The 16969-nt window shown below is 37.0% G+C and carries 14 protein-coding genes; 2 read left to right on the top strand and 12 right to left on the bottom strand.

What is annotated here, in order from left to right:
- Nucleotides 1-6: 6 nt before the first annotated feature.
- Together rplC and rpsJ are read right to left on the bottom strand one after the other, a co-directional pair.
- Nucleotides 7-633 (bottom strand): 50S ribosomal protein L3, encoded by a 627-nt coding sequence (gene rplC / locus Q9317_RS00390; RefSeq protein ID WP_003098633.1) that lies wholly within the window; start codon nucleotides 631-633, stop codon nucleotides 7-9.
- Between the two features lie 247 nt (nucleotides 634-880).
- Nucleotides 881-1189 carry a 30S ribosomal protein S10 gene (gene rpsJ / locus Q9317_RS00385; RefSeq protein ID WP_003046044.1) on the bottom strand — a complete coding sequence of 103 codons (309 nt, stop codon included), beginning with the start codon at nucleotides 1187-1189 and terminating at the stop codon, nucleotides 881-883.
- Nucleotides 1190-1502: 313 nt separating this feature from the next.
- On the opposite strand from rpsJ, the gene Q9317_RS00380 reads away from it, so the two are divergent.
- On the top strand, nucleotides 1503-2669 hold the full coding sequence (locus Q9317_RS00380; RefSeq protein ID WP_071794717.1) for an IS30-like element ISSag9 family transposase: 1167 nt from the start codon (nucleotides 1503-1505) through the stop codon (nucleotides 2667-2669).
- A gap of 347 nt (nucleotides 2670-3016) precedes the next feature.
- Here Q9317_RS00380 and Q9317_RS00375 read toward each other — a convergent pair whose 3' ends face one another.
- The 10 genes from Q9317_RS00375 to Q9317_RS00330 form a co-directional block, all read right to left on the bottom strand.
- Nucleotides 3017-4318 (bottom strand): MATE family efflux transporter, encoded by a 1302-nt coding sequence (locus Q9317_RS00375; RefSeq protein WP_003098630.1) that lies wholly within the window; start codon nucleotides 4316-4318, stop codon nucleotides 3017-3019.
- Nucleotides 4319-4360: 42 nt separating this feature from the next.
- A complete protein-coding gene (thrC, locus tag Q9317_RS00370; RefSeq protein ID WP_305981559.1) occupies nucleotides 4361-5845 on the bottom strand; it encodes a threonine synthase in 1485 nt (494 codons plus the stop codon).
- Nucleotides 5846-6176: 331 nt separating this feature from the next.
- Nucleotides 6177-8825 carry a bifunctional acetaldehyde-CoA/alcohol dehydrogenase gene (gene adhE, locus Q9317_RS00365; RefSeq protein ID WP_003098627.1) on the bottom strand — a complete coding sequence of 883 codons (2649 nt, stop codon included), beginning with the start codon at nucleotides 8823-8825 and terminating at the stop codon, nucleotides 6177-6179.
- Nucleotides 8826-8983: 158 nt separating this feature from the next.
- Complete coding sequence (locus Q9317_RS00360) at nucleotides 8984-10762, bottom strand: acyltransferase family protein (RefSeq protein ID WP_003098625.1); 1779 nt, start codon at nucleotides 10760-10762, stop codon at nucleotides 8984-8986.
- On the bottom strand, nucleotides 10759-11160 hold the full coding sequence (locus Q9317_RS00355) for an MORN repeat-containing protein (protein ID WP_016355743.1): 402 nt from the start codon (nucleotides 11158-11160) through the stop codon (nucleotides 10759-10761). The genes Q9317_RS00360 and Q9317_RS00355 overlap by 4 nt, the downstream gene beginning before the upstream one ends.
- An 8-nt stretch (nucleotides 11161-11168) precedes the next feature.
- On the bottom strand, nucleotides 11169-11621 hold the full coding sequence (locus Q9317_RS00350; protein ID WP_031239161.1) for a low molecular weight protein-tyrosine-phosphatase: 453 nt from the start codon (nucleotides 11619-11621) through the stop codon (nucleotides 11169-11171).
- Between the two features lie 249 nt (nucleotides 11622-11870).
- Complete coding sequence (gene ruvB, locus Q9317_RS00345; RefSeq protein WP_003098617.1) at nucleotides 11871-12875, bottom strand: Holliday junction branch migration DNA helicase RuvB; 1005 nt, start codon at nucleotides 12873-12875, stop codon at nucleotides 11871-11873.
- Between the two features lie 217 nt (nucleotides 12876-13092).
- Nucleotides 13093-13995 carry a helix-turn-helix domain-containing protein gene (locus Q9317_RS00340; RefSeq protein ID WP_016355741.1) on the bottom strand — a complete coding sequence of 301 codons (903 nt, stop codon included), beginning with the start codon at nucleotides 13993-13995 and terminating at the stop codon, nucleotides 13093-13095.
- A 99-nt stretch (nucleotides 13996-14094) separates the two neighbouring features.
- Nucleotides 14095-15387, bottom strand: coding sequence for an adenylosuccinate lyase (purB, locus tag Q9317_RS00335; protein WP_016355740.1), 1293 nt, complete (start codon nucleotides 15385-15387; stop codon nucleotides 14095-14097).
- A 193-nt stretch (nucleotides 15388-15580) separates the two neighbouring features.
- Nucleotides 15581-15805 (bottom strand): hypothetical protein, encoded by a 225-nt coding sequence (locus tag Q9317_RS00330; RefSeq protein ID WP_003098601.1) that lies wholly within the window; start codon nucleotides 15803-15805, stop codon nucleotides 15581-15583.
- A gap of 364 nt (nucleotides 15806-16169) precedes the next feature.
- Here Q9317_RS00330 and Q9317_RS00325 point away from each other — a divergent pair, with 364 nt between their 5' ends.
- Nucleotides 16170-16781, top strand: coding sequence for a hypothetical protein (locus tag Q9317_RS00325; RefSeq protein WP_016355739.1), 612 nt, complete (start codon nucleotides 16170-16172; stop codon nucleotides 16779-16781).
- The last annotated feature ends 188 nt before the right edge of the window (nucleotides 16782-16969 follow it).

Here is a 16969-nt window from a genome sequence, read left to right as displayed (position 1 = left end):
TTCTTATTATTTAGCAGCTTTAACTGCTGATTTGATAGTGATAAGAGATTTCTTAGCACCTGGTACGTTACCTTTAATTAAGATAGCGTTCTTTTCTGGGATAACTTGTACAATTTCAAGGTTTTGAATTGTAACACGGTTGCCACCCATACGTCCTGCCAAGTGTTTGTTTTTGAAAACACGGTTAGGCGCTACAGGTCCCATTGAACCTGGACGACGGTGATAACGAGATCCGTGAGCCATTGGTCCACGTGATTGTCCGTGACGTTTGATAACCCCTTGGAAACCTTTACCTTTTGAAGTACCCGTTACATCAACGACATCTCCAGCTGTAAATGTTTCAACAGTAATTTCTGCACCAACTTCTAAGCCTTCAATGTTTTTGAATTCACGAATGAAGCGCTTAGGAGCTGTGTTAGCTTTAGCTACATGGCCTTTGGCAGGTTTGTTACTCAATACTTCGCGTTTGTCATCAAAACCAACTTGAACCGCTTCATAACCGTCTGTTTCAACAGTTTTAACTTGAAGCACAACGTTTGGAGTTGCTTCGATGACAGTAACAGGGATAAATTCACCAGATTCAGTGAAGATTTGAGTCATTCCCACTTTTTTCCCTAAGATTCCTTTTGTCATGAGAAAATATTTCCTTTTCTTAATATTATTTCAAAAAGTTTTTTATGAGCGTTTTTTATGCTCAAAAAAGTTTTTTACGAGCGTTTTTTGTGCTCCAAACAAGATACAAAGAGCGTCAAACTCAAAATGAAAATAGCAATCTGACACAGAAACTTCAGTTTCGAAGAAGATTTATCTTTTTTCACTTAGAGTTTAGCTCGTGTTTAATTTTCATTAAACACTAACTGTACTTGCGAAATCTCACTGATTAAAGCTTGATTTCTACGTTTACACCACTTGGTAAGTCCAATTTCATAAGAGCATCAACAGTCTTTTGAGTTGGGTTCACAATGTCGATAAGACGTTTGTGTGTACGCATTTCAAATTGTTCGCGAGAATCTTTATATTTGTGAGTCGCACGAATAATTGTGTAAAGACTACGTTCTGTTGGAAGTGGAACTGGTCCAGCTACTGTCGCACCTGTACGTGTTGCAGTTTCAACGATTTTTTCTGCCGCTGTGTCAAGTGTACGGTGTTCGTACGCTTTCAAACGGATACGGATTTTTTTGTTTGCCATCTTTTCTCCTCTCGTCTATTTACGATAATAGGCTAGCTCCTCGAGAAAACCAACACGTGTTGCGTGGCAATGCAACCGAGCGTGTCGCAACCTCTCGTATCTTAGCTAAGGCTGTATTTTACAGCACCATAATATGATAACAGATTCAAACTGGCATTGCAAGCATTTATACAAACTTTTTTTACTTTATTTGTGACAAGTAATTTCTCAAAGTAAGTTACGTCTGCCCTCCAAAACCGGAAGTTAGTGTGAAAAGGATTTTTATGGTGGAATTAAGTCTGAGACGTTTGGATTAGAAATGAGTTTATCCATCATGACAAAACACAAACACCTAACTCTCTCAGACCGTAATGACATCCAATCTGGTTTGGATAGAGGAGAAACCTTTAAAGCCATCGGGCTTAATCTACTGAAACACCCTACTACTATCGCAAAAGAAGTCAAACGAAATAAGCAACTAAGAGAATCAACCAAAGACTGCCTAGACTGTCCGCTACTAAGAAAAGCTCCCTATGTTTGTAATGGGTGTCCAAAGAGGAGGATCAACTGTGGTTACAAGAAGACCTTCTATCTTGCTAAGCAAGCTCAAAGGAACTACGAAAAACTTTTAGTTGAATCTAGAGAAGGAATCCCTTTGAACAAAGAGACCTTCTGGAAAATAGATAGAGTCCTTTCTAATGGGGTCAAGAAGGGCCAACGTATCTATCATATCCTCAAAACCAACGATCTAGAAGTGAGTTCTTCAACCGTTTATCGACACATCAAGAAAGGCTACCTATCCATCACACCAATCGACCTACCTAGAGCTGTGAAGTTCAAAAAAAGGCGAAAGAGCACACTCCCTCCTATTCCAAAAGCGATTAAAGAAGGGCGACGGTACGAGGATTTTATAGAACTCATGAACCAATCAGAGCTGAACTCCTGGCTTGAAATGGACACGGTTATTGGACGGATTGGTGGAAAGGTCCTTCTCACCTTCAATGTCGCCTTCTGTAACTTCATCTTTGCCAAACTGATGGATTCTAAGACAGCTATCGAAACTGCTAAACACATACAGGTCATTAAGAGGACACTCTATGATAACAAGAGAGACTTCTTCAAACTCTTTCCTGTTATCCTAACGGATAATGGTGGGGAATTCGCTAGAGTGGATGATATTGAGATAGATGTTTGTGGACAGTCTCAACTCTTCTTTTGTGACCCTAATCGGTCTGACCAGAAAGCAAGAATCGAGAAGAATCATACCCTCGTGAGAGACATACTGCCTAAGGGGACTTCCTTCGACAACTTGACTCAAGAGGACATTAATCTGGCACTATCTCATATCAACAGCGTTAAGAGACAGGCTCTAAATGGTAAAACGGCTTATGAGCTATTCTCTTTTACTTACGGAAAAGACATCGCAAGTATACTCGGTATTGAGGAAATTACTGCGGAAGACGTCTGCCAATCTCCCAAACTATTAAAAGACAAAATCTAATAAAAGACAAAATCTAACCTAATCAACTAACTGATACAACCTAAACGTCTCACACTAACTTCAACCATAGCGGAACTTAATCTGAAACGCTTTCAGATGAGGAGGTTTTCTTGTACCCTTTTTTTGCGATTTTTAACTCTGAAAACCTATGAAATCAAGTATTATAAAAACCAACGGAACTTAGTCTGAGACGGATTTTCGTTGGTTTTTATTGGTTTTTATCAGACTAAATTCCATTTCTACTAGAGGTGGAACTTACTTTGAGAATTTAGCTTTATTTGTGACATTGTAAAATCCCCACTACAAACCTCATCATCTCATGAATCAAGGTAATAATGGGGATCTTGTTATTCTTTTTTTATAGCAATTCTTCTATTATATCTTTTAAAACAACTTGCTAAGATGAGCCATCTACTACCATTGTCTAATCCGGTTGCCAACCAGACACCTGTTAAGCCCAGGTTACACCATATTGCAAGGACATATCCTAAAACAATACGAACCAACCACATTCCAACAGTTGTTGCATAAAACGGTAATCTGGCATTCCCTAGTCCCTGCCAGAGAGCTGTATAGACTAAGGTTCCTGCTGTTGCAGGGGCACACACTAATGAAAAAAGTAAGACAATCATGCTGGCCTTAAGGGCTTGGGGATCATTTGTAAACAAGGAACTAACAAGAGGGCCTAATAAAAAGGTTATTAGACTTAAGGCTAACATTATAATAGTAGAAAGTAGAAAAACTTCTTTAATTAACTCTTGGATGTCACTATAGTTTTCTTGGCCATACTGTCTTGCAACCAGAATAATTGTTGCTGTTGCTATAGCCATTCCTGGCATGTAGTTAAACTGAGAAATCGTTTCTCCAATAGCATTTCCTGCAAGCACTTTTGTTCCTAATCGGACGATAATCATTACTATCAGCACATCACCCAGTCGCATCATCAAGCGTTCTCCTGCTGCTGGCAATGACAGATTGAGCATTTCTTGATCCAATCTAAAACTAAAGTGTTTAACAAGCCCTTTAAGTGGGACTTTCTGTAGTAAAATCATTATCCCAACAAACCTTGAGATGACTGTCGCCCAAGCGACACCTATCAAACCCAGTCCAAAACTATAAATAGCAAGAGTTGATAGAATGGCATTAATGATATTTGTTACTAAACTAACCTGCATGGGCAATTTAGCATCTCCTTGAGCTCGAACAATTGCACCAAGACTCGTTAACAAGCCTAAACTAACAATCATGCCACCTACAATTGCAAGGTAGAGACTACCTGTTTGAGCAAGCACCCTATCAGCTCCAAGAACTTCTAAGACTTTTTGGCCGAAAAATAAACTAATCACTCCAAATCCTAAGGATAAAAGCAAGGTTATTAGAAGGGCATCTGAAATGTATTTCTGATGCTTGTCAGGATTGTTTTCTGCTAAACTTCTTGCAATCAAACTTGAAATTGCTGAGCCTAAAGCAATAAATAAAGCTTGATAAATGGTAATAATATTAGTTGCAAGGGATACCCCTGAAACAGCTAATAAACCAACTTGTGCAACCAAATAACTATCAACCATTCCCATGAGCATCTGAAGAATATTTTCTACCATGGAAGGAATAGCTAGTTGTAAAATATGTTTTCCGTGTTTAAATGTCATTTTCTGATTTAAGAAAGGAGCTTATAAGCTCCCCTCCCTTTTTTATACTCCTAAATGTTTTTCAACAGCCGTTTGCATTTGTTTATGCTCAATCTGTGTTTGATGTCTAACCGGACTTTCTTGCAAGCCTTTAACAGCATTAGAAAGTGGCACTTTTGACAGTTCTTCCAAGATTTGCAAAGCTTCAAAGTCATCTCTTGGTTCTACACCCTGAATAGCTTCAACAACCACTCGCGGGAATTTATAAGGACTTGCTGTAGAAACAATAATAGTAGGTGTTTTATCACCACTTTGTTCACAGTACTTACGATAAACCGCAGAAGCAACTGCCGTATGAGGGTCGATAACATAACCATCTTTAGCAAAAATAGTTTCAATCTCTTTTGCCGTCATAGCTTCATCGGCAGAGCCTGCTTTAAAGAGGCCCATAATCTCTTTGTTAAAGTGGTTTAATTGGTATTTTCCGTGGCTTTGCAAAGCAAGCATCAATTCCTTAGTTTTCTCAGCATCATTCCCCAAAAGATGGAAAATCAGGCGCTCTAAATTAGATGAGACTAAAATATCCATTGAAGGACTTGTTGTTACCTTAAAGGAGCGGTTTTTATCATAAACCTTTTCCGTAAAGAAATCTGTTAAAACATTGTTTTCATTAGAAGCACAAATGAGCTGATTAACTGGAAGACCAATTGCTTTAGCATAATAAGCGGCTAAAATATTTCCGAAATTTCCAGTTGGGACAGTGATGTTAATTTTTTCTCCTTGCTTAATGGCTCCGCTTCTAACCAATTGCGCATAGGCATAGACATAATAAACAACTTGCGGAATCAGACGACCAATATTCATCGAGTTTGCTGAAGACAACTGCATCCCATTTTTTGCAAGTTTTTCTGAGAATTGAGGATCATTGAACATCCGTTTAACATCTGTTTGAGCATCATCAAAATTACCATCAATAGCAATAACATGGGTATTGTCACCTTCTTGAGTTGTCATTTGCAACTCTTGAATCTTACTAACGCCGTCACGAGGATAAAAAACAATAATTTCAGTATTGTCAACACCTGCAAAACCTGCCATAGCAGCCTTACCTGTATCTCCTGAAGTTGCGGTTAAGATAACAATTTTATCACTAACACCTTGCTTTTTAGCTGCTGTCGTTAATAGATAAGGTAGGATTGATAAGGCCATGTCTTTAAAAGCAATGGTTGAACCATGAAAAAGCTCTAAATGATAAGAATCAGACAGACTAACCAGAGGTGCTATTGTTTTTGTGTCAAACTTGCTATCGTAAGCTGAGTGAATACAATCATCCAACTCTTGATCTGTAAAGTCATCAAAAAATGCTTTCAAAATAAGTTTAGCAACTTCTTGATAGCTTGCAAACTGTAGCTTGTCAAAATCTAAATGAAGCTCTGGCATCTTAAGAGGTGTAAACAGCCCACCATCTTTTGCTAAACCTGATAAAATCGCTTGACTTGCAGATACTTGATTTTTTGCATCACGCGTTGATTGATAGACTAACACCATAACTTCTCACCTCTAAAGACTTTTACATATTGTACCACATTTTATTTTGCTTTGTTTCTTTAAATCTTTAATTTTTAAAGAAAATAACACCAATTCCAAAAGAATCAGTGTTACTTCTATATTAATTTTCCCAACGAGAGTCTGCTCCAGCAATGCCAATCCACACCATTGCTAAAACATCATAAAAGCGCTCTGCCATTATACTTCCCCTATATCTCTTCTTCGTGCCATCAAGCACAGTTAACTTGTTTCTATTTAGTGTCACTATTTCGCCCTAAAATACCCACTAAAGCCGAAACTTCAATGGGTAAGTGCATTACGTAAACAGATTTTATTTAAGGCGTCCTGGACGGTCAGCATAACCATAGTATGCATCAGCCATGATTTCTTCCATATCAGCAACCATTGGTAAACGTGGGTTAGCTGGTGAACATTGGTCTTCATAAGCAAGAAGAGCAATATCGTGAAGGCTATCCATCCAAACTTTTTCATCAATTCCTTGATCTTTAAAGTTCATTTTAATGCCTACCGCTACACCAAGGTCATAAACAGCTTTCGCATAGGATGCTACAGCTTCTTCTGGAGTTGATGCTGGCAACCCTAACATGCGAGCGATGTCTTGGAATTTTTCATCAGCTTTCCAGTAGTTGTATTTTGGCCATGTTGTTGTTTTTGAAGGACGAGTTCCGTTGTAACGGATAACATATGGTAACAAGATAGCATTTGTACGCCCATGAACAGTATGGTGAACACCACCAATTTTGTGTGCCATTGAGTGACTCATTCCTAAGAATGCATTGGCAAATGCCATACCAGCCATTGTTGATGCGTTATGCATTTTCTCACGAGCTTCAACATCATTTTCTTTAACAGATTTTGTTAAATATTCAAAAACAAGTTTGATTGCTTGAAGAGCAAGCCCATCAGTGTAGTCGTTAGCAAAGTTTGAAGTATAAGCTTCAGTTGCGTGAGTCAAGACATCCATACCTGTATCAGCTGCGATGAAACCAGGAACTGATTCAACCAAAGCAGGGTCAACAATTGCAAGTGTTGGTGTCAATGAGTAGTCAGCAAGTGGGTATTTACGGTTGTTTGCTTTATCAGAAACAACGGCAAACGGTGTTACTTCTGAACCTGTACCTGAAGTTGTTGGAATACCAATGTATTTTGCTTTTTCACCAAGAGCTGGGAATTTGAAAGCACGTTTACGGATATCCATGAATTTTTGAACAAGGTCACGGAAGTCAACTTCTGGTTGTTCGTAGAAGAGCCACATAATTTTAGCAGCATCCATTGGTGAACCACCACCAAGAGCAATAATAGTGTCTGGTTCAAAAGCACGCATCACTTCAGCACCACGTTGAACAGTTGTGATATCTGGATCTGGTTCAACATCTGAGAAGATTTGAATAGCAACTTTGTTATGACGTAGGTTTAATTGATCAATGACACGTTGAACAAAGCCAAGTTTTTCGATTGATTTATCAGTAACGATCATAACACGTTCCATATCTTCACAAGTTTGAAGGTATTGGATTGAATTACGTTCGAAGTAGATTTTTGAAGGAACTTTAAACCATTGCATATTATTTCTACGTTTCCCTACTTTCTTGATGTTGAGAAGGTTGATAGCACTAACGTTATCACCAACTGAGTTGCGTCCATATGATCCACATCCAAGTGTTAATGATGGAATGAAGGCATTGTAAACATCACCAATTCCACCGAAAGTAGATGGAGAATTCCAGATAATACGCATTGCTTTCATTTCAGTACCGAAACGTTTTGCAAGCTCTTCATCTTTAGTATGGATAGCAGCTGAGTGACCAAGACCATTGAATTCAACCATTTGACGTGCTTTTTTAAGACCATCTTCAGTTGAATCTGCTTGCAATACTGCAATAACTGGAGAAAGTTTTTCACGTGTTAATGGTTCATTTTCACCAACTTCAGCACATTCTGCAGCCAAGATGTTAGTACCTTCTGGAACTTTGAATCCTGCTTGTTCTGCAATCCAAGCTGCTGGTTTACCAACGATATCTGCATTTAATTTAGCACCTGAACAGTCTTTGCTGTTAGCTTTTACACCAAAACAGAATTCTTCAAGAAGTGCTTTTTCTTTTTTGTTAACAAAGTAAGTTTTATAAGATTTGAATTCTTCAACAAAAGCTTTGTAAATTTCTTTATCAATAATAACTGCTTGCTCTGAGGCACAGACCATACCATTATCAAATGATTTAGACATAACGATATCATGAGCCGCTTGACGGATATCTGCTGATTTTTCAACATAAGCAGGAACGTTACCTGCACCTACACCAAGTGCTGGTTTCCCACATGAATAGGCTGCGCGAACCATTGCATTACCACCAGTTGCAAGGATAGTTGCAATACCATCATGATTCATCAATGCACCAGTAGCTTCCATTGATGGTTTTGAAATCCATTGAATACAGTTTTCAGGAGCACCAGCTGCAATTGCTGCATCACGAACGATTTGTGCTGCATGTGCTGAAGACTCTTGTGCTGATGGATGGAAACCAAATACGATTGGGTTACGTGTTTTCAAAGCAATCAAAGCTTTAAAGATTGCTGTTGACGTTGGGTTCGTTGTTGGTGTAACCCCACAAATAACACCTACAGGCTCAGCAATTTTTGTTAATCCAGTCATTGGATCATCTTCAATAACACCAACAGTTTTAACACCACGCATATTATTAACAACATGCTCACAAGCAAACAGGTTTTTTGTAGCTTTATCTTCAAAAACACCGCGTCCTGTTTCTTCGTGCGCATGCATAGCTAAGATACCATGAGCATCTAAGGCAGCTACAGATGCTTTAGCAACGATGTAGTCTACTTGCTCTTGATTTAATTGACGAAATTCATCTAAAGCAACCAAACCTTTTTGAACAAGTTCATCAACATGTGCTTGAGCTTCTTGTAATTTTTGTTCTGGTGAAAGTTTTTTGTCAGCCATTCTATATATCTCCTCTAGAAAACTTATTTGTTAAAAGTTTCACAATTTGTTTATGAATTAATTATAACACAAAAAAATAGTTTGTAAATAGTTTCACAATAAATTTGTGAACTTTTTTTCAATCTTTTTTTAGCAAAAAAATAAGACCTTATTTGGCCTTATTTTGCATCATTTTTTGCCGCTCTTTCAATAGCATTTTTGATGGTTGTCACATACAAATCAGCACCTACAGTATCTGCATCACTATAGTGTACCCCATCACTTCCATACCAAATTTCTGGTTTACTGATAGCTTCTTTATACCAGTCTGCAACAGTAACATAAGAATATTTCTTAGATAATTGCAACTCGTAATCCCTAGCTTCAGCAACTTGAGCTGGATTTTTAGAATTATAAGGTGAAACAAATACCAACCGATGTCCTTTTGGTAACGCATCAATAAAGTTTTGTAAATCTTCCTTATAATTATCAAGTGAATTAACCCCTACCGCTAAAACTGTAATACGCGATAAACTATTGCTTTTAATCCTATTTTCAAAAATTTCAAAAGCAAGTCCAAAATTACGACTAACCGCCGCATCTAGTTGTACTTCTGGCATATGTTTGGTAAAGGCATGACTTGATCTTAAAGCAACCGAATCTCCAATGATACTTACATCTCCTAAAGCTGAAGCATCTCCTGCTGCCAACGTATGGGTCCGGTTAATATTATTTTGGTTTTGTTGCAGCGTACTCACCAATAAATCCGTTTCAAACTTTCCAATGCTTGGCGCAGTAGCACTTCTAATCATCATCATCAAAACTAAGGCAAAAGCTGATAGAGCAATCCACAGTTTATAAGGCTGTAAATCCAGTTTGAAATCAAACAGCTTAATATCTTTACCCTGAAGCATAGGCTCAATGATATAGTAAGAGAGACTTGAAAAGAGGATTGAGAAAAACATGGTTAGGATAACAGCAGCCCAATTTGGCATCAATTGTGTAAAAATGATGTAAAATGGCCAATGAAAAAGATAGATTCCATAACTGATATCCGCAAAGTATGTCAGCACTTTAGGTTCTTGCCACTCAGGTGTTTGGTCGCTCAAAACTCTTGCGGCATAAATCATCATAGCAGTAAATAGACTTGCAAGAACAAAGCCGAAAAGGTAAGTGAAGATATGATTGAAATCAAGAGTTAAGGTTAATAGGAATAAGAGTGCAAAGGACAGCCCCAAAACCCCAATAACGTATTTTCGAGGCCAGTGGCGAACATTTTTTTGAAAACGAACCGTTGTGTCTTTAACCCCTGTCGTTGTCGCAAACATAGCTCCTATAAAGAACGGGAAGGCATGCGAAAAACTTGAAAAGTAGATCAAGGAAAAATTATTTACCATAAAAGCACGCGCAAACATACTCACAAAACTAATCAGAAAAATACCACTTGAAAGCATAAAAAGAATGCCACGGAACTGTTTATCTGTATAATCACGTTTTGCTAAAAACCAAACGGCTAAGCCCCACAAAATGTAAAAATGAACCTCAATTGCCAAACTCCAAGTATGAACAAAAAGATGTGGGATAAATTGACTTTCATAACTACTTCCAGTCAAAATTTCATAAAAATTAGTGGTAAACCCTAAGGTTGCTGCAATTTGTTGCCCGATACTTGCCACAAAATCAGTCTTTACTAAAAAGGTAAAAGGAATAACCACTAAAACCATTAACAGTAATGGTGGAAAAATACGATAAAATCGTCTTCTGTAAAAACTAATCACATCAATTGTTTGCGATTTAGAATATTCATCAATTAATAAAGCTGTAATTAAAAATCCAGAAAAGGTAAAAAAGACATCTACCCCAACAAATCCACCCTGGAAAGCATTTTTATAAAAATGATAGAGTAAAACAAGGAGTAGTCCCGTTACCCTAATCAAGGAAAACCATTTTATTCTCATTTTTGATAAATCCCCTGTTTAAAGGTTCCTTTATAAACCTTGTTATTTTTTGCTTTTAAGACACCTTTCCCATCAGCTTGACCTTTTTTAAAGTCACCTGTATAGGTCCAACCTGTACTTGCCTTAAATGTTCCATTGCCATCAAAAATACCTTTTTTAAAATCACCAACATAGGTATCTCCGTTAGCATAAACCAACTTTCCTTTTCCTGTCATCCGATAATTAACAACATATCCTGTATAGTGAATGTTACCATTATCATATGTCAAAGCTGTTTTTGATTTGTGATTAGTGGTCACCACAGAAAGACCACAAACAACAATAATAATCAGCGTTACAATTTCCAATTTTGCTCTTGTAACATTGAACCTTTGAATAAAGGCACTTAATTTTTCCATTACATTATTCATCTATTCTCTACATTTTCCAATCTATTGAGGCAATAGGATAGCCATTTGCGACAACCTTCCATAACAAGTTGATAGGTCTCTTCAAAATCACCCGTATACCACGGATCCGGAACTCCTCCAGGAACAAAAAGTTTTATTTTATCATCCCATTGACCGTTTGACAAATCCAATAAATCTGTAAGATTCTCAGTGTCCATAGCAATAAGAAGATCATTGTTTTTTAAGTCAGACAATTTGATTTGTTGCGATTGCTTGGTAACATCAAAAGGAATCCCATACTTTATCAGTATTTTTTGTGTTCCCTGATGAATAGGATTCCCTTGCTCCCAACTCGAAGTCCCTCTACTTTCAACCCAAAGAGCACCTGATTCATCCAAAGACTTCATAACAAATTCTGCCATTGTACTGCGACAAATATTTCCTAGACAAACAAAACAAACTTTCATAATAGTGCTCCTCTATTTCATTATAACAAATAATTGTATCATAAATGAAATCATTTTATTATTTTTAAACATTTCTAAAAATACCATAGGAGATAATTGCCTTAAGCATTTAAGAATTGCTTAAGCTATCTTTTCTATACTATTATTATCCTAAACTTTTCTTTTTCATATACCTCTAACAGCTGTGCAGAAATGCACGGCTTTTAGAGTATACAAAAACTTGCTTAACCAAAGGTTAAACAAGTTTTTGTCTTATTTTTTACTGTCTAAATAGGGATAATTAAGATGTTGGTAAGCTTTCTCTGTAGCAACTCGGCCACTTCTAGTCCTCATAATAAAACCTTTTTGAATCAAATAAGGTTCATACATGTCTTCAACCGTATCACGTTCTTCTGCAATATTAACTGATAAGGTTCCTAATCCAACGGGACCACCATTATACATTTCAATCATCGTGCGAAGAATTTTTTGATCAACATAGTCCAATCCTTCATGATCAACATCAAGCATCTCCAAAGCTTTATTTGTAATCTGAGTGGTTATCAAGCCATCTCCCATAATTTGAGCATAATCTCGAACACGTTTTAAAAGGCGATTGGCAATTCGAGGTGTCCCTCTACTGCGTCGAGCTAATTCGTAGGCTGCCTCATGGATAATTTCCATTTCGAAGATATCGGCTGTACGTTCAACAATTTCCGTTAAATCATCAACCTGATAATACTCCATATGACCTGTAATCCCAAAACGCGCACGAAGGGGATTAGATAACATTCCTGCTCGAGTTGTTGCCCCAATAAGAGTAAATGGGGGCAAATCCAAGTGAACACTACGGCTGGTATCTCCCGCACCAATCATGATATCAATATAGAAATCTTCCATCGCACTGTAAAGCACTTCCTCAACAGCCATTGGCATACGATGAATTTCATCAATAAATAAGACATCGCCCGGTTCCAAATCATTAAGAACAGCAACCAAATCACCAGCCTTTTCAATAGCTGGACCCGAAGTCTGCTTTAGATTGACACCTAATTCATTTGCAATAACAAAAGCCATTGTCGTCTTACCAAGACCTGGTGGCCCAAATAATAAAACATGATCCAAAGATTCATCACGCATCTTAGCCGCTTTTATAAAAATATTGAGCTGGTCTTTGACCTTATCTTGCCCAATGTATTCTCTTAAATATTGAGGACGAAGCGTTCTTTCAATAAATTCTTCATCACCCATAACGTCATTATCTAATATCCTAGTCATAGGACTATTATAGCAAAAAACCTCAAATTTTATACACGATTACTTCTATATTTATAGCCACCACCATTCTGATTGACTAGATTTAGCTAATACCGGTAATAATAAGCTTAAGACTAAAAGTAATTTGTATTTCAAAGAATGTTTCATTGTTTCTCCAATCTTTTATTTGATAAGCATATTCTACATCAAATAACTAATTTGGAACATGACATATTTGTCATTGACAATCCATTGCCCACTCTTTTTCAATTTTGTTAGCCAAATCACTATCTCCTGTCATTTGTGCAAACAATTTGGCCTTATGATAAAAACTAGTTGCTTTCTTTAAATCATCAAGGTATTTTATAGAATACTTCCATTCCATCACGTAAAGAATAGGCATTCTATAAAAATCATTTACTACCGACATAATCCTATTACAATTTGAAATAATTAACTCCAGTTCCTTTGGCCTATCAAGTTGAATAGATATCGTATAAAAAGTAATCAAAACTTGATTTAAAACATAGAAATCATCAATTTCGGCACAATCAATTTGCGCAATCGTTTTCTTCAATAGACTTTTATAAACAGCTGCATCATAAATAGCATCACTAAACTTAGAAGTCCTGACACAGATTAAATATAAATCAATAATGATTAAGTCATTTCGCGTAAAGCAACTCTTTACTTTTATTTGCTCAAAATAATCATTCAAAATATCTGAACCAAAATTAATATTTTTACTTAATGCAACATCTAATGATGCTTGCAATCCATCAACAACTAACTTCTCTTCTTCAGGCAAATTATCATAATAATTGATAAAAATTTCATCAAATTGTTTTTCACGAATTCTAACTTTTTCTTTATCTTTATAAGTTGGTGTTCTAAGGATAAGATGCTTCAATTCCTTATACCGTTTAGGCAAATCAAATTCACCATCTTCTGTAATACTTGATAAGCTGACCCCAAGCTCATTTGAAATATAAACCGCTTTTGCTAAACTAGGAATCGATTGACCCTGTTCAATACGTGCCAACTGTCTAACCGATAACTCCGATTCATCTCCACATATTTCTTCTCTCGTTTTATTTTGTTCTTCTCTTAGGGCTTTGATTTTTAGACCAAAGTCTGTCACTTGTTCTCCTCTCACTTATTGACATTTTTAATTAATCTTATTTTCATTATATTATAAAAATGTTTTTTTGCAAGAAAAAAAGGCTTGATAGCCTTTTCATTACAAGCCTAAACGCCTGAAAATATCATCTACACGTTTGGTGTAGTAAACAGGATTAAAAAGTTCATCAATTTCATCTTGTGTTAAACGTGACGTTACAGCTTCATCTGCTTCTAAGAGGGGTTTGAAATCCACTTGATTATCCCACGAGAAAGCTGTTTTAGGTTGCACCAAGTCGTAAGCTTCTTCGCGTGTCATACCTTTTTCAATGAGGGTTAACATGACACGTTGGCTGTAAATTAACCCAAAGGTTGAATTCATATTACGCAACATATTGTCAGGGAAAACTGTTAAGTTTTTAACGATATTACCGAATCGGTTAAGCATGTAGTTGATTAAAATAGTAGTGTCTGGTGTAATAATACGTTCTGCTGATGAATGTGAAATATCACGTTCATGCCACAAAGCAACGTTTTCAAAAGCCGTCACCATGTGTCCACGAACCACACGCGCAAGGCCTGTCATGTTCTCTGAACCAATTGGATTACGTTTGTGTGGCATAGCAGAGCTCCCTTTTTGCCCTTTAGCAAAGAACTCTTCCACTTCGCGTTGTTCTGATTTTTGCAAGCCACGAATCTCAGTTGCCATACGTTCGATAGATGTTGCGATGTTAGCAAGCACTGCAAAATATTCTGCATGTAGGTCACGTGGTAAGACCTGAGTCGAAATTTCTTGCGGGCGGATGCCAAGTTTGTCGCAAACATACTCTTCCACAAATGGTGGGATATTAGCAAAATTACCTACCGCGCCAGAGATTTTCCCAGCCTCAATACCAGCCGCAGCATGCTCAAAACGCTCTTGGTTACGTTTCATTTCGCTGTACCAAGTGGCTAATTTAAGACCAAAGGTTGTAGGCTCCGCATGAACACCGTGAGTACGACCCATCATGATAGTCATTTTGTGTTCTTTGGCTTTTTCAGCCACGATGTTTGTGAAGTTTTCAAGGTCACGACGAATAATGTCGTTGGCTTGTTTGTAAAGGTAACCGTAAGCCGTATCAACAATATCCGTTGAGGTCAAGCCGTAGTGAACCCACTTGCGCTCTTCACCAAGAGTTTCTGAAACCGCACGAGTAAAAGCCACTACATCATGACGGGTTTCTTTTTCAATCTCAAGAATACGATCCACATCAAAATCAGCATTGGCACGAATCTTAGCCACATCCTCTTTAGGAATCTCACCCAATTCCGCCCAAGCTTCATCGGCCAAAATCTCAACCTCTAACCAAGCACGGTATTTATTTTCTTCACTCCAAATGTTCGCCATCTCAGGGCGTGAGTAACGATCAAGCATATTTTATGATACAGAGGGCGTCAAAAGCAAAAGAAAAACAGGAAACTAACGCAGTGTGCTTGCACACAAGGCAGTTTATCTTTTTCTGAAGCTTTTAGTCCGAGTTCAAATATCCGGAACACCCTCGCTCCTTTCTTTTTCACCTTAAGTTTATGAACTTAAATTTGTAAAGAATAGGCAAAGTATTTACACCCTATTCAAATTCTTCTTTTCCAATAGCAACTGAAGGGTAATGAGATAAATGATTTAAGTCTGTATCTAAAGGTAAATCATATACTGCTAAATAATCTTGACTGAATTCCTCTTTATATTCAGCCATTTTTTCAGCAATCAAACTATCATCTTCTGAAGCATATAAAACTTCAAAAATGCCTAGCTTCCTATCTTCGATAAAAGCATGAACAATTATTTTTATCATCAACTTTTCATCCTTCTTCAATTTTCCCACTTCATTTTATGTTTCTATCTTAGTTCCATTTTACCATATTAATGGAAGTGGGGTTAGGATTTTTACTAAGAGTCTATTTTTTTATCCGTTTTTTAGATGATTTTTAAATTTTTTATAGTCTAAGGTTCCTGGAATTTCTAATGTTTTTTGATTTTTTGATAGAAAAAATATTTTTTTGACAAGAAATTTGGCTTCTTTTTCGAATAATGAGATAAGGAGGTCTACATCTTATCAGAGCACCTAACAAGAAAGGAGAACATTAAATAGCGGAAACAATACTGTGTTAGAGGGCTTCTCGTCTATTTTATTAAAACAAAGAAAGGATATTTATAATATGAACAAAATTATTAAATTGACATCAACATTACTGCTATCATCCATGTTAGTCAATACGCCAATCCCAGCTGTATTAGCTGAACACAAGACTCCGATTAATCAAAGTAGTGTTGAAAATGACAAAAAAATCGTTATTTCTGATAGTAATGGTAATATCACAAAACCTAAGATTGACAAAGGCATGCAAGACAATGCACAACGCCTTGAGAACTATTTCTATGTGCAAGATAATGGATCCGTTGGTCTAAGGGGAAATGCGGCAGAACTATCACAAGTGCTTAATATTTCTCAAGAAGATGCTAATTTGCTTTTTGAAGCTGTTAAAGAACTTCCAAACACTTATTTTAGAGGACCAGTTGGGATACGTTTCAACTTAGGACCAACCGTTCGTGGAATGTCCGGTTGGGCTGCTGGAACCTTTGCTGCTGGTTACGCTGGTTGGCATTTAAAACAATTTGCTGCTAATCCCGTTACAGCAGGACTTGTTGCTGTCATCTCTGGAGCAATTGGATGGTCTGTAAAAACTGCCGTAGAAAGCCAGAAATCAACAACTCTTGCTGTCGTCTATGTTCCAGGAGTCGAATTAGTTTACACGGTTAATGTGCCTTAATCTTTAAACCTGACATTTTTGCTATTTACTAAGTTTCCAAAGTTTGTTATCATGTTGTTCCAAGTAAGTATTTAAAATAAGAAATGAGGAAATGCCAATGCAAATAACCAATGATACCAAGAAAATTTTCTACCTTTGTCTCTTTTTTACTATTATTTTCAGTCTACTAGTTTACTTTGACTTAAGAG

The organism is Streptococcus iniae (assembly GCF_030732225.1).
Classification (GTDB): domain Bacteria; phylum Bacillota; class Bacilli; order Lactobacillales; family Streptococcaceae; genus Streptococcus; species Streptococcus iniae.
This window is presented reverse-complemented; position numbering and strand designations above follow the sequence as displayed.

Coding starts and splice junctions, on each gene's coding strand:
- thrC (WP_305981559.1), bottom strand. CDS start 5,845: ATGGTGTTAGTCTATCAATCAACGCGTGATGCAAAAAATCAAGTATCT.
- Q9317_RS00330 (WP_003098601.1), bottom strand. CDS start 15,805: ATGATAAAAATAATTGTTCATGCTTTTATCGAAGATAGGAAGCTAGGC.
- purB (WP_016355740.1), bottom strand. CDS start 15,387: ATGCTTGATCGTTACTCACGCCCTGAGATGGCGAACATTTGGAGTGAA.
- Q9317_RS00380 (WP_071794717.1), top strand. CDS start 1,503: ATGACAAAACACAAACACCTAACTCTCTCAGACCGTAATGACATCCAA.
- rpsJ (WP_003046044.1), bottom strand. CDS start 1,189: ATGGCAAACAAAAAAATCCGTATCCGTTTGAAAGCGTACGAACACCGT.
- adhE (WP_003098627.1), bottom strand. CDS start 8,825: ATGGCTGACAAAAAACTTTCACCAGAACAAAAATTACAAGAAGCTCAA.
- Q9317_RS00355 (WP_016355743.1), bottom strand. CDS start 11,160: ATGGAAAAATTAAGTGCCTTTATTCAAAGGTTCAATGTTACAAGAGCA.
- rplC (WP_003098633.1), bottom strand. CDS start 633: ATGACAAAAGGAATCTTAGGGAAAAAAGTGGGAATGACTCAAATCTTC.
- Q9317_RS00375 (WP_003098630.1), bottom strand. CDS start 4,318: ATGACATTTAAACACGGAAAACATATTTTACAACTAGCTATTCCTTCC.
- ruvB (WP_003098617.1), bottom strand. CDS start 12,875: ATGACTAGGATATTAGATAATGACGTTATGGGTGATGAAGAATTTATT.
- Q9317_RS00325 (WP_016355739.1), top strand. CDS start 16,170: ATGAACAAAATTATTAAATTGACATCAACATTACTGCTATCATCCATG.
- Q9317_RS00360 (WP_003098625.1), bottom strand. CDS start 10,762: ATGAGAATAAAATGGTTTTCCTTGATTAGGGTAACGGGACTACTCCTT.